The sequence below is a fragment of the Gordonia sp. 135 genome (genome assembly GCF_009720185.1).
GTDB classification, from domain to species: domain Bacteria; phylum Actinomycetota; class Actinomycetes; order Mycobacteriales; family Mycobacteriaceae; genus Gordonia; species Gordonia alkanivorans.
Genome location: NZ_CP046258.1, coordinates 22,091 through 43,930, shown reverse-complemented (window position 1 = coordinate 43,930; position 21,840 = coordinate 22,091). Strand labels below are relative to the sequence as shown.

20 protein-coding genes are annotated in these 21,840 nt (G+C 63.9%); 15 read left to right on the top strand and 5 right to left on the bottom strand.

The features are described from left to right. Positions 1–67 precede the first annotated feature (67 nt). Positions 68–652, bottom strand: coding sequence for a hypothetical protein (locus GKZ92_RS22985; protein ID WP_155225792.1), 585 nt, complete (start codon positions 650–652; stop codon positions 68–70). Positions 653–1,104: 452 nt separating this feature from the next. Here GKZ92_RS22985 and GKZ92_RS22980 point away from each other — a divergent pair, with 452 nt between their 5' ends. Both GKZ92_RS22980 and GKZ92_RS22975 read left to right on the top strand, forming a co-directional pair. Then, complete coding sequence (locus GKZ92_RS22980; RefSeq protein WP_196222068.1) at positions 1,105–1,665, top strand: hypothetical protein; 561 nt, start codon at positions 1,105–1,107, stop codon at positions 1,663–1,665. Between the two features lie 132 nt (positions 1,666–1,797). Continuing rightward, positions 1,798–2,427 carry an HAD family hydrolase gene (locus tag GKZ92_RS22975; protein ID WP_230462001.1) on the top strand — a complete coding sequence of 210 codons (630 nt, stop codon included), beginning with the start codon at positions 1,798–1,800 and terminating at the stop codon, positions 2,425–2,427. Positions 2,428–2,531: 104 nt separating this feature from the next. Here GKZ92_RS22975 and GKZ92_RS22970 read toward each other — a convergent pair whose 3' ends face one another. Beyond that, on the bottom strand, positions 2,532–3,155 hold the full coding sequence (locus GKZ92_RS22970) for a hypothetical protein (RefSeq protein ID WP_230461999.1): 624 nt from the start codon (positions 3,153–3,155) through the stop codon (positions 2,532–2,534). 368 nt (positions 3,156–3,523) lie between these two features. On the opposite strand from GKZ92_RS22970, the gene GKZ92_RS22965 reads away from it, so the two are divergent. The 3 genes from GKZ92_RS22965 to GKZ92_RS22955 are packed head-to-tail and all read left to right on the top strand — an operon-like array spanning position 3,524 to position 5,393. Then, positions 3,524–3,916, top strand: a complete 393-nt coding sequence (locus tag GKZ92_RS22965) for a hypothetical protein (protein WP_155225790.1) — start codon at positions 3,524–3,526, stop codon at positions 3,914–3,916. After that, positions 3,913–4,665, top strand: a complete 753-nt coding sequence (locus tag GKZ92_RS22960) for an RES domain-containing protein (RefSeq protein ID WP_155225789.1) — start codon at positions 3,913–3,915, stop codon at positions 4,663–4,665. Before GKZ92_RS22965 ends, GKZ92_RS22960 begins: the two co-directional genes overlap by 4 nt. 26 nt (positions 4,666–4,691) lie before the next feature. Continuing rightward, a complete protein-coding gene (locus tag GKZ92_RS22955; RefSeq protein WP_155225788.1) occupies positions 4,692–5,393 on the top strand; it encodes a helicase associated domain-containing protein in 702 nt (233 codons plus the stop codon). 114 nt (positions 5,394–5,507) lie between these two features. Here the strand turns inward: GKZ92_RS22955 and GKZ92_RS22950 are convergent, their stop codons facing one another. Together GKZ92_RS22950 and GKZ92_RS22945 are read right to left on the bottom strand one after the other, a co-directional pair. Beyond that, positions 5,508–5,981 (bottom strand): lipoprotein LpqH, encoded by a 474-nt coding sequence (locus tag GKZ92_RS22950; RefSeq protein ID WP_196222067.1) that lies wholly within the window; start codon positions 5,979–5,981, stop codon positions 5,508–5,510. A gap of 166 nt (positions 5,982–6,147) precedes the next feature. Continuing rightward, positions 6,148–6,750 carry a hypothetical protein gene (locus GKZ92_RS22945; RefSeq protein WP_230461997.1) on the bottom strand — a complete coding sequence of 201 codons (603 nt, stop codon included), beginning with the start codon at positions 6,748–6,750 and terminating at the stop codon, positions 6,148–6,150. An 18-nt stretch (positions 6,751–6,768) separates the two neighbouring features. Here GKZ92_RS22945 and GKZ92_RS22940 point away from each other — a divergent pair, with 18 nt between their 5' ends. Then, positions 6,769–7,410, top strand: a complete 642-nt coding sequence (locus tag GKZ92_RS22940) for a type IV toxin-antitoxin system AbiEi family antitoxin domain-containing protein (RefSeq protein WP_155225786.1) — start codon at positions 6,769–6,771, stop codon at positions 7,408–7,410. Positions 7,411–7,478: 68 nt separating this feature from the next. Here GKZ92_RS22940 and GKZ92_RS22935 read toward each other — a convergent pair whose 3' ends face one another. Then, positions 7,479–8,162, bottom strand: a complete 684-nt coding sequence (locus tag GKZ92_RS22935; protein WP_155225785.1) for a helicase associated domain-containing protein — start codon at positions 8,160–8,162, stop codon at positions 7,479–7,481. A gap of 235 nt (positions 8,163–8,397) precedes the next feature. Here GKZ92_RS22935 and GKZ92_RS22925 point away from each other — a divergent pair. From GKZ92_RS22925 to GKZ92_RS22885, 9 genes are all read left to right on the top strand, one after another. Further along, positions 8,398–9,536, top strand: a protein-coding gene (locus GKZ92_RS22925) for an IS3 family transposase (RefSeq protein ID WP_085948638.1) whose coding sequence is annotated in 2 segments (ribosomal slippage) — positions 8,398–8,668 and positions 8,668–9,536 — 1,140 coding nt in all. Because the reading frame shifts where the segments join, the coding sequence is not laid out codon by codon here. 255 nt (positions 9,537–9,791) lie between these two features. Next, positions 9,792–10,994, top strand: coding sequence for a tyrosine-type recombinase/integrase (locus GKZ92_RS22920; protein WP_155225783.1), 1,203 nt, complete (start codon positions 9,792–9,794; stop codon positions 10,992–10,994). A gap of 136 nt (positions 10,995–11,130) precedes the next feature. Beyond that, positions 11,131–12,489, top strand: coding sequence for a hypothetical protein (locus tag GKZ92_RS22915; protein WP_155225782.1), 1,359 nt, complete (start codon positions 11,131–11,133; stop codon positions 12,487–12,489). Positions 12,490–12,536: 47 nt separating this feature from the next. Then, positions 12,537–13,702, top strand: a protein-coding gene (locus GKZ92_RS22910; protein ID WP_085948641.1) for an IS3 family transposase whose coding sequence is annotated in 2 segments (ribosomal slippage) — positions 12,537–12,821 and positions 12,824–13,702 — 1,164 coding nt in all. Because the reading frame shifts where the segments join, the coding sequence is not laid out codon by codon here. A gap of 19 nt (positions 13,703–13,721) precedes the next feature. Then, complete coding sequence (locus tag GKZ92_RS22905; RefSeq protein WP_155225781.1) at positions 13,722–14,684, top strand: site-specific integrase; 963 nt, start codon at positions 13,722–13,724, stop codon at positions 14,682–14,684. Between the two features lie 178 nt (positions 14,685–14,862). Beyond that, positions 14,863–16,809 carry a type I restriction-modification system subunit M gene (locus GKZ92_RS22900; RefSeq protein ID WP_155225780.1) on the top strand — a complete coding sequence of 649 codons (1,947 nt, stop codon included), beginning with the start codon at positions 14,863–14,865 and terminating at the stop codon, positions 16,807–16,809. After that, the gene (locus GKZ92_RS22895) at positions 16,806–18,023 is read left to right on the top strand and encodes a hypothetical protein (protein ID WP_230461995.1); all 1,218 of its coding nucleotides are present in this window, start codon (positions 16,806–16,808) and stop codon (positions 18,021–18,023) included. Before GKZ92_RS22900 ends, GKZ92_RS22895 begins: the two co-directional genes overlap by 4 nt. Beyond that, positions 18,020–21,139: a type I restriction endonuclease subunit R gene (locus GKZ92_RS22890; RefSeq protein WP_155225779.1), complete on the top strand. Its 3,120-nt coding sequence runs from the start codon at positions 18,020–18,022 to the stop codon at positions 21,137–21,139. The genes GKZ92_RS22895 and GKZ92_RS22890 overlap by 4 nt, the downstream gene beginning before the upstream one ends. Positions 21,140–21,141: 2 nt before the next feature. Next, positions 21,142–21,342 (top strand): helix-turn-helix transcriptional regulator, encoded by a 201-nt coding sequence (locus GKZ92_RS22885; protein WP_155225778.1) that lies wholly within the window; start codon positions 21,142–21,144, stop codon positions 21,340–21,342. The last annotated feature ends 498 nt before the right edge of the window (positions 21,343–21,840 follow it).

The window sequence follows — 21,840 nt, the reverse complement described above, 5'->3', positions numbered from 1 at the left end:
AAGTGCCTAAACAACTGGCGTCACGAAACAAGCTCTCCAAAGACTAGCGAGACCAGCCGACAAACGATCAGAGGTCGTCGTCAGGCGTGCGAGTTATGACGGGCCCACCGAGCCGAACGTTCGCATCCTCGGTGCCAGCGATTGCGGGATCGTCTCGGAAAGTGTCCGCGCCGGGGTCGTGGTCAGCCCACATCCCGTCGGCCGATTTGAGCTGCCGGGTGGGGGTGTTTGTGTCGGTCGGCCATGCCTGGATCAGGTAGTCCTCGCACGGGTCGTCGACGATGCGGTCCCAGTTCGCCGCACGCCCGCGCGTGGATACCCGGAGGGTCATTACGCAAGATGCGGGAGCGGGGATGGGGCCCAGGGTCTCAGAGACGTCTCCGTCGACTGTCATCACGTGCAGATCTTGGGTGGTTGACACCGTTGTCTCTGCGACGTTGTCCCAGGCGCCGAGATCGGTCTGCGGGGCGCTGTCATGTAGCTCGACACCAACCTTGACGGGGCCCGCGGAGATACCGGTATGTACCATCAGCAATCCGGACCCGGACACGGTGAAGACATCGGTTTCCGCTGCGTTGGTGGTGGGGTCAGATTCGAGCCCGCCGATCTGGAACTGGTGGTTACCTACCTCGACCTCATCCCACGTAGTCATCAAGCCACGTTAGCAACCGAAAGCGACAGATCTTATTCACCATCCGAGCGCACGCGCAACTAGGCAGGCCGCAGGCTCGGCACTGGCGATCAACCCGTCATGGTTGCCTGAAACCAGCTCAGCAGCACTTCAACTCGTTGCTACTGCGCCAGGAGCACCCACCGAACAGCTCCTGCGTATCCCCGACGTCAACGCAACCCGCCTTCTGGTCCTCGACGTAGCCGCGCCGGCGTGCCTACGGCATGGGCGGGTGCCGAGCAAAGGTCGCGTGACCATCTTCCACGACCACGTCACGTTTGCGTCACAGTGACGAATGATTATGACAGCAACGCTCGAATTCATCTGATGCACAAATGGTTTCGCGTGCCGATAATTTACCTTATGTCAGGTTGTCCTGACGCGACTCGAATGAATGTCTGGTCACCCTGACATCATGAGTCTACCCTGTCTGTATGGGTTGGATACACGAGAACGACACGCACTTGCACGAGGCAGCGTTGGTGGCGGTGTTCGAGGACGGTGACGAAAGCCACGGATCGACCATGGTCGACGGCGTGCACTACGAGATCGTCGAAAGGGGCCGACCTCCAAGCGAGGATCGCTTGCGTCCGTCGGCCGAGATAGTCGGCTGGCTTTTGCGCTGCGATTGCGGCCGCTGGAACAGTTCCGATGGCTCATCCTGGACCGATCCGGTGCGGTGGGCGCGGGTGCCCTCAGCGGCCCTGGAGGACCTGTCCCGGCATCGCGTGTTCGCCCCCGACACCGACGTCCATGCCAACGAGCGGCCAGAGGTTGCGGAAGCCGCTCAAGCGGTGTGGCGGCAGGAGCATCTCGACCCTCTCGACATTGACGACGAGATCCGGTCCGCCGCAGATGCCCGCAGGGACGCCGACGCGCGACTCGATGCCGCGGTGGCCAAGGCTCGCCGTCTGGGCCGCTCGTGGGCCGATATCGGGGCCGCAGCCGGGATGACACGGCAGTCGGCCAACGAGCGCTGGAAGGATAGAGTGTGACGTCCGCTGTCGGATGACAAGCTACTTGAGACTTTGACACCCTAGTTGAGGCTCAGTGACAGGCACCGAGACTTTGTTGGGATGTCCTGGTGAACAAGAAGTTCCGGTTCGGAGTGGTGAGACCATCGTCTGGTGAGTGATCGAGAGATACGGAACGGAATCCGCGCCACTGTCTTCGATGTCGGCGAGACGCTGGTCGACGAATCACGGATGTGGGCGGAACGAGCACGTGCCGCGGGCATAACGCCTTTCGCGTTGATGGGCGTCATCGGCGCGCTCATCGAGCGCGGCGAGGATCACCGTCTTGCCTGGGACATCCTCAGCGTCGATGCCCCCACGGCAACACCGGCGATCAGCGCCGACGACCTGTATCCGGATGCCCTGGACTGTCTGCGCACGGCGAAGGCCGCAGGTTTGATCGTCGGGATAGCCGGCAACCAACCGTCGGGTACCGCCGAACAGCTACTCGCACTCGACTTCACAGCCGACGTCGTCGCGTCGTCCGCTGAATGGGGAATCTCCAAGCCGTCCGAGGAGTACTTCACGAAACTGGTCGACGTGCTCGGGCTCGAGCCGCACCAGATCATGTACGTGGGTGATCGTGTCGACAACGACGTCGTTCCGGCACATGCGATCGGCTTGCGAACCGCGTTCATTCGCCGCGGCCCCTGGGGCTTCGTCCATTCCGCTCAGCCGGAATCGAATATCGCTGACCTGCAACTCGATTCACTCGCCCAGCTCGCCGCGTGGCTGAGCCGCTGATCGACGACCCGGCTAGCTCGGCTTTGCGGCCCGCTGTTGCTCGCTCCGCCCGTCGGCTGATTCTCGGGGGGCTAGGAGGGCGGCGACTGCTGACCCTCCGAAGTTTAGGCGATCGGTCGAGGTAAGCTCGGCGTGCCCTTCGTCAGGGCAACCAGCTCCTCGAGACACTGTAGGTGGGTGCCCACTTCGGCGATCCAACCGTCCCGTGTGTGCAGTTGCGCAGGATCGACCGGACCCGCAACAGGAGGGTCGACGAGGCGTTGCTTCCAGTCCGACTGCTCGGACTGAATCCACTCATCGAGATCACCAAGGTTTCGGCGGCATGTCTCGGCGCCGGCAACCAGCGACCGTATCCGCTCGGAAATGGCGGTTCCCTGGCCGCGGTGATAGGCGGCAGCGCGATCGTCTCTCCGAATGACACTGTCCTGGAACGCCAACTGCTGGCGTGTCGCCAGGTCGGTGATGGCGGCGTTGAACCACTCGACCAACGTGCGACGTGCAGCTCGTGCGCGGAGGTCGTCGTTGTCACGAGCAAGACGATCGGCGATGTCGGTGACTCGATCGGTGGAGGTGGCCAGCTGGCCGAGCGAGCGGTTCAGCGTCTCCAGCGTGGACTCGAGTGAAACGATTCGGGCGCGCGCGGCGTGCAGCTCGGCGTAGAGGGCGCGTTCGGCTTCAGTGCCCGCAGGCTGAGACACGGCATCGTCACGTGGATAGCCGCGCATCACACGGTCCTCCGTTCACAGCCGGAACAGCGCCTCGAGCCTCAACCTTATCCAGGATCACTGACATCTCAACATGATCGCGGCCCGCCCGCATCGAACTTACGTTCAGACGAACTCGCGAAATGTCGCCGAAGTGGCTGGCGTACAACTGATCCTTGAGTACTACTGGCGGCACGTCGTTGCTGACTCCATTGAGGACGTCACGTCGGCGCGGACTATCGGGGCCGTGCACGACACCGCATCGAATGAGCTGGTCACGGTCACAGTGCGCCTGCCGACGCGCTCCCCTACGTTGTGGATGGGGTGTCATGTCGCTCGGGTCTAGCGGTCATATAGCGTGGGATCTATACTGGGATCGAGAGGTGATCACCATGACAGCAGCACATCCCCGGCCGGATCTGGCTGCCTACGCCGAGGCGGCTCGTATGTCGCAGCCCGAACTGGTGGCTGCGTTGCGAGATCTGCTCGGCGCGCGGCTGGTCGCCTACCTGGGTCGGGTGAGCGAGACACGGGCGGTTCGGCAATGGGCCGAAGGCACCCGCACCATCGCCAACCCCGAGGACGTCGAACGGCTCCGGATCGCCTACCGGGCCGCCCGGCTGATCACCGAACGCGACACCCCGGCCGTCGCCCAAGCCTGGTTCCAGGGCCTCAACCCGGTCCTCGACGACCGGGCGCCGGCGTTGCTGTTGCGCGACGGCGAGCTCGTCGACGTCGGCCCCCAGGTGCTCAATGCTGCCCGCCAGTTCGCTGCGGTGGGATGAACCAACCCCGCACTTTGCCGATCGGCACCCCGCACGGCCCGATCGCCGCCGCCGTCCATGCCTCCACGCCGATCTATCGAGTCGGGTACGCGCCCAGTCCGTGGGAGTGGACACCGTGGGAGTACTCCACAGACGGCCGCTTCGCCGGCCGCTGGGACGACCCCGACGGCGTGTGGCGCACCCTGTACTGCGCCGACTCTCCCCTGGCCTGCTACCTCGAAGTCCTCGCCTTCGCCCGACCCAGCCCGCAGCTGATCGCCGAGCTCGACGACATCGTCGTCGACGAGGAGGACGAGCAGGACTACCCCACGCTGCCGCCCGGGCGCGTCCCGCGATCGTGTTGCGAGGCACGGATACTCGGCCACGGCACCTTGGCCGGACGGTTCGCGATGCCCGCCGACCCAGACAGCCTCGCCACCCTGCGAACGGTCTTTCGGCCGCTGGCCATCCGCTACGGACTCGATGACCTCGACACGGCGGCCCTGCGGGACGGACGGCCCCGCGGGCTCACCCAGGCCATCTCCCGCTGGATCTACGCCCTCACCGACCACGGGCACCCAGCGGTCGACGGGATCGAGTTCGACTCCCGCCACGGCGACCAGCTGCGCATGTGGGCGCTCTATGAACGCGCCGCCGACCCCGACATCAGCCCACACATCGACATTCTCGACCACTCCCCTATCGACGCCGCGGATCCACAACTGGCCCGCGCCCTGACGCTCCTCGGACTCGAGTGGACGCGCTCGTAGACCGGACCGAAACAGACTGTGAGGCAATGCCAAGCGAGGACGAGTCAGGTTCGACCAAACGTGGTGGTGCCTACGATCGACTCTTCGAGGCCGGGATCGAGCACCTACACCGGTACGTTGCCGAACATGGTTCGAGCTCGCCGCCCCGCGGCGTGACGATCAACGGTTTCCTGCTCGGGGCCTGGGTCGACAGTCGGCGTACCGACTACCGGCTGGGCCGCCTGTCCGCCGAGCGGGTCGCGCGACTCGAGTCCGAGTTCCCGGACTGGCGGTGGAACGTGCGTGACGCCATGTTCGAGACCGGGCTGGCGCACTTCCGCCGCTACGTCGCCGTGCACGGAACCAGCCATATACGTCAACATGAGGTCTTCGACGGATTCCCGCTCGGGCAGTGGGTGACCAATCGCCGCACCGACTACCGCGTCGGGCGGCTCTCGGCCGAGCGGATCGCGCTGTTCGAGAACGAGTTCCCGGACTGGCAGTGGAGAAAACAGGACGCGACATTCGCCGCCGCGTTCGAGACCGGGCTGGCGCATCTGCGCCGCTACGTCGCCGCCCACGGGACGAGCAACGCCCGCCGGCGAGACGTGTTCGACGGATTCCCGATCGGCACCTGGGTCGCTTCCCGTCGCGCCGACTACCGCAAAGGCCGACTGACCGCTGAGCGGATCCGTCGCCTCGAAACGGAGTTCCCCGACTGGCAATGGACCGTACGAGGCCGCTCCTGACCGGACAGAAGACCGCCGGGTTGAGGCAACGGATTCAAAACCCTTCCAGTGCGAGTCCGCGTCGCGACTACTCCCCAGCAAACGACGGAGCAGGCCACCTGCATTGGGTCGGTGTCAGTTGCAGGTCGCCGAGATCTCAAATCGCTTGGTGAGCGGTTCGGCGAGGTCGTAGCTTTCCGCGGTGCCCCTGATCGTGATCCGGGAACCGTCCTGGGTTACCTCGGCCGAGCCTTTGCCGAATTTCGCGGCGTAGTTGACCCCATCGATGGCGAACGACACGCTCTCGACTTTCGGCGGATTTCCTGGTTGCAGATTCACGGCGAGCCCGGGCTGACCGGCGGTGGGGTCCTGCCCGTGAAGACTGATCAAATCGCTCTCGTTGTGGCACTGGAACTTGGTCAGGTCGACGTCGGGCAGCGGTTGTCCCTCGACGGTGGCGCTGAGCTCAGCATCAGGAATCTCGATCTTCGACAGCTTCGGACGAGACTGATCACCTTGAGGCGTGTCGGAGTCCGAACATCCCACTGCCATCAGACCTACACACGATGCCGCCACGAGCGACATCACAAACCGCTGGCGGTTGGCCATTACTTCTCCCCCGAACCGTATGTGCAGCATTACGATGTGCCCCCGCACTCTACCGATAGAGATTGCAGTGGATTCGCCCTGGGTTCGGCCCTCGTTACGTTGCTCTTAGCGGCGACCTGCCACGGTGACCAGAGGCCGGGTCCGCGTGGCTCCGGCCCTGTTTCGTCTAGCCGCGGATCACAATTTCGATGGCCTCGACGTCGACTCCGTAGGTTTGCGCGAGACCATTTTTCGCCTCCTGGATGGTGAGTGCGTGTGGTGCAGTTGTCGCCTGCAGAGGTGTTGCGGCGGCCTGTTTCTGCGGGGCCGGCAGCCACTTCACACCATCGAGCTCGACGCCGAGATCGTCGAGGTTGGTGTAGCGAACGGGGTTGCGGTGACCTCCCCAGACCTCGGGCTGGTTGATCGCAGCGTATTCGCTGAACTCGATCCGCCAGCGGTCGTCGACCGGGATGATGCGGGAGATCTTCCCGACTAGGAAGGCGCTGCCGTGCGGTTCTGTGGCGTCGGCGTAAGCCTCCGCGTTGTGGGCGTTCTGGGTGCACACAACGTAGGTGCACTTCCTGGCGCGGGCCGGATCGAGCTTCCAGACGCCCGAACCGCCCTCCGCGAGGATTGAGTCGAGGTTCTTGGCGGTGAAGACGGCGATGGTGTTTTCGATGTTTGTCATGCCTCGATGATAGATAGTTAGTGGATACTTTGTCAATACTTCTATCATCGTTGTCGCAATAGTTTCTAGCTCGATGGACTCGCCCATGGCGACAGCCATCCAGAGAGAATGGTGTGCGTGACCTCTACTCCCCCACCTCGTCTGAACACTCAGCTGACGCTGCGATGGCTAGACATCGCGGACCTTCTTGCAGAACAGTGGGGATTCATCACCAGCGGTCAGTGTGCGCGACTTGAACTGACTCGCACCGACCAGAAACGGTTGCGGCAGAATGGGTATCTTGTGCCGGTCGCGCACGGAGTGATGTGCCAACCAGACCATCTGGGTGACAGAGTTGTCGACACGGCACGCCTGGCCTGGGTTGCCGCCGGCAAAGACCTGTTTCCCAGTGAACGGCTGGCGGCCCGATGGCCTGACTACGTCGTGACCGCGATGACAGCTCTTGAGCTCCACGGACTGAGCGAAACATGCTGTCATCTCCCACAGCTGGCCGTGATCAGAACCAGCTCCGGGCACCGACGGACGGCCACAGCCCAACCTATCGGCGTCTCCCAGCCGTTGTCCTGGCACGACGATGTGACCGTTCTCGACGGTCTTCCCGTCGCCACCCCCGCTTCAGCCATCAAGGTGCTTGGAAGCGAGGGCCGACATCTCGTCGACGACCTCATCGGCTACCTCCGTACCATCGCCGAAGCCGCTGCTGACCACCCTGATCATGACGCGATCATGGAAGCGATCGCGTCTGTGATCGAACGCTGATGACGTGCCTACAGCGGGAGCGCCGTGTGCCATCGGGAGCCGTCGTATCCATTCTCATCGGCATCTCCTCACGAGGACTCAGTCCGACGGTGACTCCCGCGGATATCCCACTCCCAGTCGGGGAACTCTGTTTTGATCCGTTGCACTCGCTCGGCCGAGAGTCGGCGAGATCGGTATTCGGTGCGGCGCTTAGCGACCCATTGCCCGATCGGAAACCCGTCGATGGTTGCGGTGCGTGGGGCGTGGCTGGTGCCATGCAGCTCGACGTAGCGGTGCAGGTGGGCGATGCCGGCGTCGAAGGTCGTTCGGGCGTCCATCTTCCACTGCCAGTCGGGGAACTCCGTTTCGAGGCGACGGATCCGCTCAGCGGTCAGTCGGCCTTTGCGGTAGTCGGCGCGACGGGAAGCGACCCAGGTGCCGATCGGGAATCCGTCGAACACGTCTCGCCGGCGGGCGTTGCTCGTCCCGTGGGCGGCGACGTAGCGGCGCAGATGCGCCAGCCCGGTCTCGAACGCGGCGGCGAATGTCGCGTCCTGTTTTCTCCACTGCCAGTCCGGGAACTCGTTCTCGAACAGCGCGATCCGCTCGGCCGAGAGCCGCCCGACGCGGTAGTCGGTGCGGCGATTGGTCACCCACTGCCCGAGCGGATATCCGTCGATCCGGTCGACGGCACGAGCGTTGCTGGTGCCGTGGACGGCGACGTAACGGTGAAGGTGGGCGATTCCCTCGTCGAATCGGCTATCCCCAGTCACATCGGACGATGGTAGAGGCTACGGAAGCTGCTCGACCTCCGCGTTATTCGCTGTCGCGTAGGCCGTGGCTGCGGCGATCTCATCGTCGGTGAAGGTCTGGATGTCGGCGGGCCGGCCGGGTGGGCGCACGATCAACGTCAGGTCATCGAGGGTGATGAGGTGGGCCCTTCGTAGTGGTCCAGTTGTTGTGCGACTCTGTTGCCCGAGTGTTTGGGCAGGAAGAATCGACGACGACATGGCAGGTAGCAAGCGCCGGCGGCATACGCCGGATCAGATCATCCGCAAGCTGGCCGAGGGCAACAAGCTCCTCGGGACCGGGCAGGAGTTGGCTGAGGTGTGCCGGCATCTGGAGGTCACAGAGTCGACCTGGCATCGCTGGGTGGCCCAGTACGGGGGCATGAAGGCCAATGACGTCAAACGCCTCAAAGAACTCGAAGCTGAGAACGCTCGGCTCAAGAAGTTGGTCGCCAACCAGGCCCTCGATATCGACATGCTCAAGGAGATTTCGTCGGGAAACTTCTGACCCCGAACCGCAAGCGCAGCGCCGTGACGATGCTGCGTGAGCGGTTCGGGGTATCTGAGCGGCGAGCATGTGCTGTGGTGGGCATCCACCGCTCCACGATGCGACTGCACCCAGCGCCGATCACCGCGGAGGAAGCCGAGCTGCGGTCCTGGCTACGTGGGTTTTCCACCGACCGGCCCCGCTGGGGCTGGCGACGCGCCGCGATCGCCGCGCGCAAAGCGGGCTTCACGGTCAACAACAAACGCATCCGCCGCCTGTGGCGCGAGGAGGGGCTGCGAGTTCCCCAGCGCCGCAGGAAGAAACGGCTCACCGGAATCGGGACCGCGGTTGGGGCGATGTGCCCAATCCGGCCGAACGTGATCTGGGCGATGGACTTCCAATTCGACACCACCGCCGACGGCCGAACCATCAAAATGCTCAACGTGATCGACGAGTTCACCCGCGAAGCCCTGGCGATCCACGTCGACCGCGTCATCAACGCCGATGGCGTGGTTGACGTTCTCGACCGCCTGGCCCTGATACATGGTCCACCGTGCTACGTGCGGTTCGACAACGGACCGGAATTCGTCGCTCACGCCGTCAACGACTGGTGCCGATTCAACGGCACCGGATCACTATTCATCGACCCCGGCTCCCCGTGGCAGAACGCCTGGATCGAATCGTTCAACGGCCGCCTGCGCGACGAGCTGCTCAACTCCTGGCGCTTTGACTCCCTGCGCGAAGCCCGGGTCATCATCGAAGACTGGAGGATCGACTACAACGCCAACCGACCCCATTCGGCCCACCACGGACTCACCCCCGCCGAGTTCGCCCTACAGTGGACCACGACCCACCAACCCCAAGCCGCATAGCGACTGGACCATCGAATGGGTCCCCCTCAGTGACGCGCCCCCGTTGGGGTGCGAGGCGGTTCGTCAGACCACCGCTGTCGTTGTCGCTCATTGGTTCTCCTGGACCTGGATGGCTTCGGGTGGCACCCAGAGGGTGATCGTCATCGACGAGGTGTGGTTGGCGCTGCGGACTTCGAGTTCGCAGATCCCACGCCACAGTCCGTTGGTCCTGTTAACTGCACCAACACGTGTACCGAACCTGTGGGGAGGCAGTTGATGGACGATCTGAGGCGCAGCGTGCTCGACGGGCAGGTCGAAGTGCCCGCGGTCGGCGAGGTTTCCCGGCGTCTACCTCCAGCGATTCCGCCGTACGTGGTGGCGGTCAACGGAGAAGAGGTCGCCCCGATCGTCAACTACCTGACGAGTCTGACGCTGTCAGATATGAGCCCCTTGACGGTGCGATCGTATGCCCACGACCTGCTTCGCTGGTGGAGGGTCCTGGCGGTGGTCAACGTCGCCTGGGATCGCGCCACGACCTCCGAGGTCGAACTTCTGGTGGGTTGGCTGAGGACCACGCCGAATCCGCAACGCCGACGTAGTAACCAATCGGCACCACAACCCGGATCGGTGAACATCCGCACCGGAAAGCCGCTGCTGGCCAGAGGATATGCGCCGTCGACGATTAACCATGCACTGACCGTCGTCTCCGGGTTCTACGAGTTCCACCTCCTCTACGGACGCGGGCCGCTTCTTAACCCGGTTCCAGCGGCTGCCGCGCGCCGCCGGATGACCCGCCACCACAGTCCGCTCGAACCTGTTGTGCCGCAACGGCGAGGACCGCTGCGTCAACGAAGCCCACGCCGGGTTCCCCGATCGATCCCGGATGGACTGTGGGATGAGCTGTTCGCGACGATGTCTCACGACCGTGACCGCGCGTTGCTTGCTTTCTACGTGTCCTCAGGCGCCCGGGCCAGCGAACTCTTGGGTGTCACTGGAGCAGACGTGGACTGGGCGAACAAGAAGCTGTGGGTGGTGTCTAAGGGCAGCCGCGAAGTGGCCGCAGTACCGGGCTCCCCTGAGGCGTTCGTCTACCTGGCCCAGTATTTCGACCAGTGCGGAACACCACGATTGGCCGAGCCGGTGTGGCGGACCCTGCTTGGTGATCCCCGGCCGCTGACGTACTGGGCGATGCGGCGAATCATGCAGCGCGCCAACATCGTATTGGGCACGAACTGGACTCTGCACGACCTGCGGCACACCGCCGCCACCCGAATGGTCAACGACCCCGATCTGACGCTCCCCGAGGTGCAGACCATCCTGCGCCACCGGCACCTGTCAGCGACCGAGCAGTACCTGCAACCACGGGTCGAAGAACTCCACGACAAACTCCAGGAACACTTCTTCACCCGTTCCCGCCCCGAACCCACTTACAGCGCCGGTTACCACGCCGACGACATCGCGACGGTGTTCGGTGAATAGAGGCAGCGAACGTGCCCGGATACCCCGCCAGCCCGACGACCCAGCGCCACCAACCCGCTACTCCAGACCCACGATCATCGCTCAACCCGCTGATCCGCGGGCGGTGCACCGCTACGGCGACCTGTCCGCGGCCCCCATGGCAACGATCGTTGCGCTCGCTACGAACTTGTGGCCCGAGCCAGTCCATCGGCGGCGCAGCCGGAACCGCGGACTGGACAAGATCGGTGACTACCTGCGTGGCTATCCCGGCGATACGTGGCAACAACGCTGGGAGGCATGCGGCCTCAACACTCGACTGTTGCCCGCCGGTGACGCCTCCCCCATAGGCACTACGACTGCCCGCGCCGAGTTCGCACAGGGCCTCGAAGCGCTGTTCGCGCTGCGCGTGATCCGCCCGACATTACAAGCGTTTCGGGCCAACAAACTGATGCGCTACTCCCACGAGTTCGCCCAAGCCGAAGCTGACCCAGCGTTGGACAGGTTCATCGAAGCCGTCGACGAGACCGATGCCGGCGACAAGTTCAAACGGTGGGCGGTGTTCGACGTGTGCACCGCGCTGACCTACCAGGGCATACCGTTTGCCGATCTTACGCCCGAAGCATTCATGGACTACGCAGTCCGCACGCGCGAAACCACAGGGCGCAACGGCGAACACCTCGGCAAGTACGTCGGCCACCTGGCCTGGCAGGTCATGCACGGATGCGGGCACTTCCGCGCCTCAGCACCACCGACCCTGCGGGGCGCCCTCCGGGCACCGCAGCTGACGACCACGCAGATGGTCGACCAATATCCGGTGCGCACCCAGCCGGTACGGCAGCTCCTCATCGACTACCTCGACCGTCGCGGCGCCGAAATCGACTACGCCTCCCTCGCTCGCCAGGCACACCTCCTCACGAAGCTGTTCTGGCTGGCGATCGAACAGCTCAACCCCGAACAAACAGACCTCCGCATCTCCCAGGAGCTCTACGCGCGGTGGCGCGAACTGATCACCGTCTGCGACGACGGCAGCCCACGCACCGACCAGGCAACGGTGCTCGGCGCGGTGCGCACCATGTACTTCGACATCAACCTGTGGGCCACTCACGAACCCGAGAAGTGGGCGCACTGGGCAGCTCCTTGCCCCGTCCCGCGCAGCGACATCCGCATGCTGATGAACCACAGACACCGCGTCCGCGAACGAACCCACGCCACTATCCGCACCCTGCAACCGCTGCTACCCGCCCTCATCGACGCCTTCGCAACGCGGTACGAGAAGTGGCGCACCCTCCTCGACGCCGCCACCGATATCGACGATCAGCAACAGTTCACCGTCGGCGACCGAACCTACACGCGCATCTACTCCCGCGAAGACCGCCGCCTAGTCGCCCAAGGCGGTGCGCCACGAGTCCGGGTGCACGATCACCAGGCCGGCAAAGGCATCGACGTCAACCGGCAGGAAGACGCCGCGTTCTGGGGATGGGCCATCGTAGAAAGGGGCTGGTGCACGAGTAGGTGACATCTGATCTGGCTTGCCCTGCCGGGCGGCCTGGAAGGATGCCAGCTGTGCCCAAGCCCTATCCCCAGGAGTTCCGCGACGACGTTGTCCGCGTCGCCCAGAACCGTGAAGACGGTGTGACTCTCGAACAGATCGCTGCCGACTTCGGTATCCACCCGATGACCCTGAACAAGTGGATCCGCAAGGCCGACGTGGAGGCCGGGATCAAGCCCGGCACCACGTCGGCCGAATCGCGTGAGCTGCGCGAGGCCAAGCGGCGTGTGCGCCTGCTTGAACAGGAGAACGAGGTCTTACGCCGGGCGGCGGCGTACCTGTCCCAAGCGAATCTGCCGGGAAAAGGTGGTACCCGCTCGTGAGTGAGCTGGCCGCTGACGGCATCCCCGTCACGGTGGCGTGTCGGGTACTCAAGATCGCTCGCCAGCCCTACTACCGGTGGCGCAAGAACCCGATCACCGACGCCGAGCTCGCCGAGGCGTACCGGGCCAACGCCCTGTTCGACGCCCACCGCGAAGACCCGGAGTTCGGCTACCGCTACCTCGCCGACGAGGCCGAAGCCGCAGGCGAGAAGATGTGCCGGCGGACGGCGTGGCGGATCTGCTCCGCCGGCGGCTGGACCAGCACCATCAGCAAGAGAGGCCGCGGCAAGCACCGCAAGGCCGGCCCGCCTGTACACGACGATCTCGTCAAGAGAGACTTCACCGCGCCCGGCCCCAACGAGCTGTGGCTGACCGACATCACCGAGCACTGGACGGCCGAGGGCAAGCTGTACCTGTGCGCGATCAAGGACGTCTACTCGGGCCGGATCGTCGGGTACTCGATCGACTCGAGAATGAAGTCCCGCCTGGCCGTGGCCGCCCTGAACAGCGCTGTCGCCAGGCGAGGGGACGTGGCCGGCTGCGTTCTGCACAGCGATAGAGGGTCTCAATTTCGTTCGAAGAAGATGCAGAAGGCCATCACCCGGCACGGCATGCTCGGGTCGATGGGCAGGGTCGGTGCGTGTGGTGACAACGCGGCGATGGAGAGCTTCTTCTCGCTGCTACAGAACAACGTCCTCGACCGTCGATCCTGGGCCACCAGAGACGAGCTCCGGGCCGCCATCGTGCACTGGATCGAACGGACCTACCACCGCCGCAGACGACAGGACCGCCTCGGCAGATTGACCCCCATTGAATTCGAGACCATCATCAACCACGAGGCCCCTCAGGCCGCGTGACTAACCCTGTCACCTATCCGTGCACCAGGCCCAAACTCTGCGGCACAGCGGACTACGCATCGAAGAACTCACCGAGCTGTCCCAGCTCAGCGTCCGACAATACCGACGACCCAACGGCGAAGTGATCGCGCTACTAGTGGTGGCACCGTCCAAGACTGACCGCGAACGAGTCATCCCTATGTCTGCGGAACTGTTCCACGTCATCGCGTGCATCATCCGACGCCTCACCGACGGGCGAGCCACGGTGCCACTGGCCACCCGATACGACGACTACGAACGCATCACCAGCGACCCTCAGCCATTCCTGTTCCAACGCCGCATCGGCCAGCGCGTCGAAGTGATGACCACCGGCGCCATCGGCACGCACCTGCGCAACGTGTGTGCCGACATAGCCACCACCGACCCACGCTTTGACGGCATCCATTTCCGGCCGCACGACTTTCGCCGACTCTTCGCCACCGAACTGGTCAACAACGGCCTACCCATCCACATCGGCGCCGCCCTCCTCGGCCACCTCGACCTCGAAACCACCCGCGGCTACGTCGCCGTCTTCAACGAAGACGTCACCCGCCACTACCAAGCCCACCTACAACGCCGGCGCGCACTACGCCCACCGGAGGAATACGCACCTGTCACCGCCACCGAATGGGCAGAGTTCGAAGCGCACTTCGACAAACGCAAAGTTGAACTCGGCGGCTGCGGCCGCCCCTACGCCACCCCATGCAGCCACGAACACGCCTGCATCCGCTGCCCCATGCTCCACGTCGACCCCAAGATGCTGCCGCGCCTCGACGACATCGAAATCAATCTGATCGAGCGACGAGACCGCGCCCGCACCGAGAACTGGCTCGGCGAAATCGAAGGAATCGACCTCACCCTCTCCTTTCTGCGCAGCAAGAGAACCGAGGTGCAACGGCGACTCCAACGGCAAACCGACCTGGGGCTGCCGGCCGTGACCGTGGTCTCGACTACCCAGGGGTGAACATGGTGGCGGATTGCGGCACTGCCACCTGGCACCCGGCGGACTCGCGCGAGGCAGCCGCAGGTATCACGCCGTTAGCCTCCACTCGCTCCGACTAGAGATCGGATGTCACATTTCTGATACACGAACCCATGTAAAGTCCCTGATACAAGGGCGGATCGAGCAGGAACAGGTGAGCATGGCCGAGTCGGCAGAGGCATTGAGGAAGACAACAGCTCGGATCGTCTGGGACACGGCAGACAAGTACCTGCGCAACATAGTCGATGAGGAGGACTACGGGGACTACATCCTGCCGTTCACGGTTCTCCGCCGTCTCGAGTGCATGCTGGCCGACAGCAAGGACGACGTCATCAAGTACGTTGACGCTTTCGCCGGCATGCCCCAGCACCTCATCGACATCGCGGTCAAAGACAAGTTCGGCCTGAGCTTCTACAACGTCTCTCGGCTCGACCTCGCCACCATCGCGTCGGTCGACGACAACGTGGACAAGTCCCTCAAGAGCTACATCGACGGGTTCTCGAACAACATCGCTGACATCTGGGTCTCGTTTGACTTCGACCGGCGCGCAAAGATACTCGCCGACGCGAACCGCCTACACGCAGTCGTTAAGCATTTCTCGACGCTGGACCTCAGCCCGACAAGCCTCAGCAACACGGGCATGGGCGACGTCTTTGAGGACGTTATGTACCGGGCGTTCAACAAGAAGGGGAAGGCCGCCGGTAACTTCTACACTCCGCGCGACGCCATCAAACTCATGGTCGACGTCCTAATCGCGAACGACGATGACACCCTAGCTGGGGACAGCACGGCTCGCTCGATCTACGACCCGACAGCCGGCTCCGGCGGCATGCTGCTCATCGCCCAGGAGGCGTTGCGGCGCATGAACGAAACGATCGACGTCACGCTCTACGGCCAAGAGCTCATGCCGTCCGCATTCGCCCTCGGAAAGGCAGACCTGCTCATCCAGGGCGGCCGCCCGGACGCCATCAAGCAGGGCAACACGCTCGTCGATGACCTCTACGCCGGACAGACCTTCGACTATGTACTTTCGAATCCTCCGTTCGGCATCGACTGGGAGGTCGAGGAGAAGGCGGTGCGGGACCAGGCGAAGACGCCGGGATCCCGTTTCAGCCACGGACTGCCGGGCATCAACGACGGACAGATGCTGTTCCTGGCACACTGCGCGTCGAAGCTCAGTCCGGCTGGCAAAAACGGCCAAGGCGGGCGCGCAGCGGTGGTCTCTAACGCGGCCCCGCTCTTCAACGGCGACAGGGGACCCACGGCCATCCGCGATTGGCTCCTCGATGAGGACCTCATCGATGCCATCATCGCCCTGCCGCCGAGCATGTTCTACGGAACCGGCATCCCGACCTACATCTGGATCCTAGACACGAACAAGGCCCCAGAGCGCTCGGGAAAGATCCAGCTGATCGATGGCTCGGACCAGTGGACTCTACTGCGTAGGCCGATGGGTGAGAAGCGTCGGCAGATGAGTCGGGAGGATCGGAACCCTGTGCTTGAGGCGTACAAGGCGTTTGACCGCGCGGACTCCGGGATCTCGCGCGTGATGACTCCAGACGACTTCAGATTCCGCGACATTCCGGTCTACAAACAGGCGCGCCTGGCTGCACGCTGCAGTGACGACGCCGTCGAGGCGCTGCGCGAGCGTAAGGACTTCATGGACGCGCATGTAGCCGTGCTCAAATCACTCGATGGCACGAGCTGGAACGAACTGCCTAAGTCGTTCCCGCAGGCGACGAAGGCAGCCGGGCTGAAGGCGCCAGTCGGCCTGGTGGATGCCGTTATGAAGGCGATGGCCGCGCCTGACGACTCGGCGCCGCCAGCCGTCGACCGGAAGGGCAACGCGGTCACGGCGAGCGGATGGAAGATTACAGAACGCGTGCCTCTCAGCGAGGATTTGGCCGAGCACATGGCCCGCGAGGTGGTCCCGTACTCCCCCGATGCTCAGTGGGACGAAACCAAGGCGAAGAGCGGGAATGAAATACCGTTCACGAGGATCTTCTACACCCCCCGGGCACCGCGACCACTCGAGGAGATTGACTCCGAGGTGCAGGTGCTCATGGGCGAGCTCGCCGACATGTTCAAGCTGGTGAGCGATCAGTGACCGACCAGACGGTCCACCAATCGCTGCTTGAGAGCTCCACTTTCCTCATGGCTCCGGTCGGATCGATCGTCGTCGAGCGGAACGAGAAGGTCGGTGAGACGGAGTTCCCTGCTCTGTCAGTCGGCAAGTCGGGGGTGACGCCACAGCTCACAGGCGTGGCCAAGTCACAAACCGAAGGCGATCGGAAGCTCGTTCGAGCTGGTGACCTGGTCATCAACTCGCGGTCAGACAGGCGAGGGGCGTCTGGGCTCGCGCGTCAGGACGGGAGCGTCTCGGTCGTCTATTCCGTCATGACGCCACGGCCAGACCTCCTGGTCCCGGAGTACGGTCACCACCTGTTCCGAAGCATCGCATTCCAGGACGAGTTCTTCCGCTGGGGCACGGGCATCGTCGACGACCTGTGGTCGACAAACTTCACGCGGATGTCACGCATCCGAGTTCCCCTTCCCCCGCTGGACGTCCAGCGCAGGCTCGCTACTCGGCTCGACGAAGTCGACGCCATGATCGCGAAGCTCGATGAGCTCACCGGCGCGCTGCGGGCACGGGCGATCGACACTGCTGCGCTGTTCGGTCTCTCGGAGGACGACTCGCACCGAGGCGAAGACGCGCAGTCCCCGCTGTCGGGGATACCTGAGCACTGGGACCGCACGAAGTTCGGCTACGACTTCACTGAGAGCACTGAGCGGAACGGTGACGACCCGCCAGGGCCCCTCCTATCGATCTCCGAGTACCGGGGAGTCGAGCTGAACACACGTAAGGATGGCCAGCAGGCGTCGCTCGACGTGGCGAAGTACCGGGTCGTGAGGCCTAACCAGCTTGCCGCCAACATGATGTGGCTCAATCACGGCGGTCTCGGAGTGTCGTCGCTGACTGGCTACATCAGCCCCGACTACAAAGCGTTCTGGATCTCGCCGCGCTTTCACCCGCGCTATGTGCACCATCTGCTCCGAAGCCCCCGCTACGTCGACTACTTCGGAGCCATCGGCACCGGCGTCCGCCCGAACGCCCAGCGAGTAACGAAGACCTCGCTCGACAGGATGCCTCTACCGTTGCCCCCCATGGAGGAGCAGATTCGCATCGCGGACCACCTCGACGAAGTCACCGGTCGCATAGACGGAATGCTGACGAAGATCGCCAGCCTTCGTGATCTCCTCGTGGAGCGGTCCTCGGCGTTCCTTCTCGACGTCGTCACCGGGCGGAAGGACATCGTATGAGCCACGCGCAGCTGATGGAGCGCGAGTTTGAGGAGAACCTCTGCTCCGAGCTGGCCGACCGCGGTTGGTTGTACGAGGACGGTGGCAAGCCAACCGGCTGGGACGTTGGCCTCGCGATGGTGCCGGACGACGCCTTGCACTGGCTGGCCGCGCAGTACCCGGACGAGTACGAGAAGGCCGTTCCCGGCGACCTGGCCGGCGAGCAGAAATCAGAGGCCGAGCGGAAGCTCCTCGAGCACGTCACCAAGGAGCTTGCCAAGGCGACCCGAATGGACCCGACGACCGGGCACCCCGTCGGCGGCCTGCTCGGTGTGCTGCGTAAGGGCTTCTCCTACGCCCAGATCGGCCGTCCTGCCGCGAGATTCGGGCCGATGATGGCCTTCCCCCCGGCGAACCCGAACCTGACCGAGGTAGTCGAGGCAGCAGCGTCGGTGCGGCTGCGGATTCTGCGGCAGGTGCGCTTTGACACGAAGACCAACGAAAGCATCGACGTGGTGCTTCTCGCCAACGGCCTGCCCGTCGTCACTCTGGAGCTCAAGACCGACAACACGCAGACCGTCAACCACGCGATCCGCCAGTACAAAGAGGACCGCAAGCCCAGCAGGAGCCGCCCTCTCCTCGCACCCGGTCGCGCACTTGTCCACTTCGCCGTCTCCAATGACCTCGTCTACATGACGACGAAACTGCAGGGCGGGGACACCATCTTCCTGCCCTTCAATCAGGGCAACGACGGCCACGAGGGCAATCCTCCGTCGAGCACCGGCTCCTCGACGAACTACCTGTGGCGCGAGATTCTGGCGCGCCCGACCTTCATGCGTATCCTCAAGGACTTCGCGTTGTTCGAGCCCGGCAAGTCCGGAAAGAAGGACGATGGCCGACTAGTCTTCCCACGTTTCCACCAGCTGCGGGCCGTCGAGCGAGTCGTCGCCGACGTCGAGGCGAACGGCCCCGGCAAGCGCTATTTGATCTGGCACTCCGCCGGCTCCGGAAAGACCAAGACCATTGCGTGGCTCAGCCACCGGCTGATCCGCCACATGAACACCGACTCGAAATCTACGTTCGACTCGGTCATCGTGGTCACCGACCGAACGGTCCTCGACGAGAACATCCGCGACGATATGAACCTCGTGCAATCGAGCAAGGGCCTTGTCGTAGCTGTGGGCGAGAAGTCGGGAGCGAAGTCTCCTCAATTGAAGAAGGCGCTCATCGAGGGCGACCACATCATCACTTGCACCCTGCAGACCTTCCCCGAGGTCATGAAGCTCATCGAGGACACCAAGGAGCTGCGCGGCCGCCGCTGGGCCGTCGTCGCCGACGAAGCTCACTCATCTCAGTCGGGCTCGGCGGCCAAGCAGCTCAAGGAGTTGCTCGTCGACGTCGAGGTCGATCCCGACGAAGAGATCAGCGCCGCCGACCTCATGGCCGCCAAAGACTCTGCCATCGCGGCGTCAGCCAACATCACCTTCGTCGCACTCACTGCGACCCCGAAGGGGAAGACCCTGCGCCTGTTCGGCACCCAGGTCGGGGACCGTTGGGAGGCCTTCGACACTTACACAATGGCGCAGGCGATCGAGGAGGGCTTCATCCTTGACGTCCTCACCAACTACTCGACCTACGACATGTTCCTCCGGGTGAAGAGCACCCTCGACGGCGAGGAGTCGGCGAGCGAAGTCCAGGTCGACACTGGCGAGGCGGTCTCGAGCATCGTCCGATACGCCCGGCTCCATCCGACCGCGATCGCGCAGAAGGTCCGGGTCGTCGTCGAGCACTTTCGCCGCAACGTGCAGCCGCTACTTGGCGGCCAGGCCCGCGCCATGGTCGTGACGAGCTCGCGGATGGAGGCGTTGAGTTGGTCGCGGAAAATGGACGCCTACATCGCCGAAAAGGGCTATGACCTGCACACGCTCGCGGCGTTCTCGGGCTCGCTCATCGACGAGGATGGCGAGAGCGTTACCGAGGTGTCGGTCAACGGCGTGAGCGACGTCAGCCGAGCCTTCCGGGAGGACGGCCTCTACCGGGTACTCATCGTCGCGAACAAGTTCCAAACTGGCTTCGACGAACCGCGTCTGATGGCGATGTACGTCGACAAGAAGCTCTCCGGCGTCGCCACGGTCCAAACGCTCTCGCGCCTCAACCGGATCTACCCGGGTAAAACCGCGCCGATGGTCGTAGACTTCCGCAACACCCCGGCCAGCGTCCAGGCCGACTTCAAGCTCTACTACTCCGACGCGCACGTCGACGGCGACGTCGACCCCAACGCCCTGATCACAGTCGGCGAGCGGCTCGACACGTCCGGGCTCTACACGCATGAGGAGATGAACGCGGTCGCGGACGCATTCCTCTCAGTCCTCGGCGGTGAGGTAATCGCTAAGGCACTGTCGCCGATAAAGAACCGCTGGAACGGCCAGTGGCGGGAGGCCGTGCTGTCGAAGGACAAAAAGCGGAAGGAGGGGCTCGAGTCATTCCGCGCCGACGTGCTCGGGTATCGCAACGCCTGGCAGTTCCTCAGCCAGATCGTCGACTATCAAGACCCTGAGCTGCACCGCCGTGCCATCCTCGCGACACTGCTCGGCCGCAACCTCCACGCCGACGGTGACGACCGCGACGACAGCTTCCTCGAAGGCGTGCAACTCTCCGGCGTCAAGCTCGTCCCGTCCGCGATCGAGGAAGATCACTCGCTCAGCGAGGGTAAGGCTGAGGGGATCAAGCTCCCCATCTTCGACGGGGAGCACGGCGGCAGCTCTACCCCAAAGCGCGGCCCTCTCGACGAAGCTATCGACAGAGTCAACGAGATGTTCAAGGCCGAGGGCGTGGAGGTGAGCCCCGAGAGCGTCTCTGGCTTCATCACTACCTTCTGGGGCTTCCTCGACGCCAACGAGGAGGCTGTGGCGATGGCGAAGAACAACACGGTGGCCCAGCTCAAGGCTTCCGAGGGATTCAGCGGAGCCGTCGGGCTGGCGGTGCTGAAGACGGTGAACGAGTCGAAGGAGATCCAGTCGTACATGACGGACCCCGCGTTCATCGGCCAGATCGCGGACATCGCCGCGGACGCGCTACACGCGCAGCACCGGCCGGACGCAGACCCCGGGATCGGATCCCAGATCGAAGGCGCGTGAGCATGGGTGAGACCAAGCAGCATGATTTCGGTGGCGTCATCCGTGAGGCCCGGAAGAAGCAGGGCTGGTCACAGGGAGAGCTTGGTGAGAAGGCAGGGGTATCACGGCCCACGATCGCGCGCGTCGAGGCCAACTATGACGTGACGACCGCGACCATAGCCAAAGTCGCGCGGGCGCTCGGCTTGAAGCTGGAGCTGAAGTGACGCCGACGACGCACACGAGCGGAAAGAGAGATGTCTCCATCAAAGCGGTTCACCCGGCTTTCGGGTCGATGATGTGCGAACCGAGTTCTCGCAGCCGGATGCCTCGCGCGGCTCGATCGGAATCGACTCAGTCCGCAACTTGATGATGCGTTCCGCCCCGCTGTCTCACCTACTCTCGGGGCAACCTAGAACTTGACTAGTGCAGAGAAGACAGTTGGAGCCAGGCGAGTTGTCGTGCCGGCATGGTCGGCTCGATCTTCGCCCCCGATGCTCGCACTCGTAGGGACACTCCCCCGGGTGCCGACGAGTAGGGCCGTCCGCAGGACGGATCGGCACGCACCATGTCGACCACGACGGGCCGGGCTGGGTCGAACACACGCAGTGTCCGGTGATCAGGCCACGTCTCGAACATGCTCGACCTCGGCACTCAGCCTCCACCCCACTAGTGAGGTGACTTCTCTCGCGGTAAATGGATGGGGTAAGCGAGACGCTTCCCGA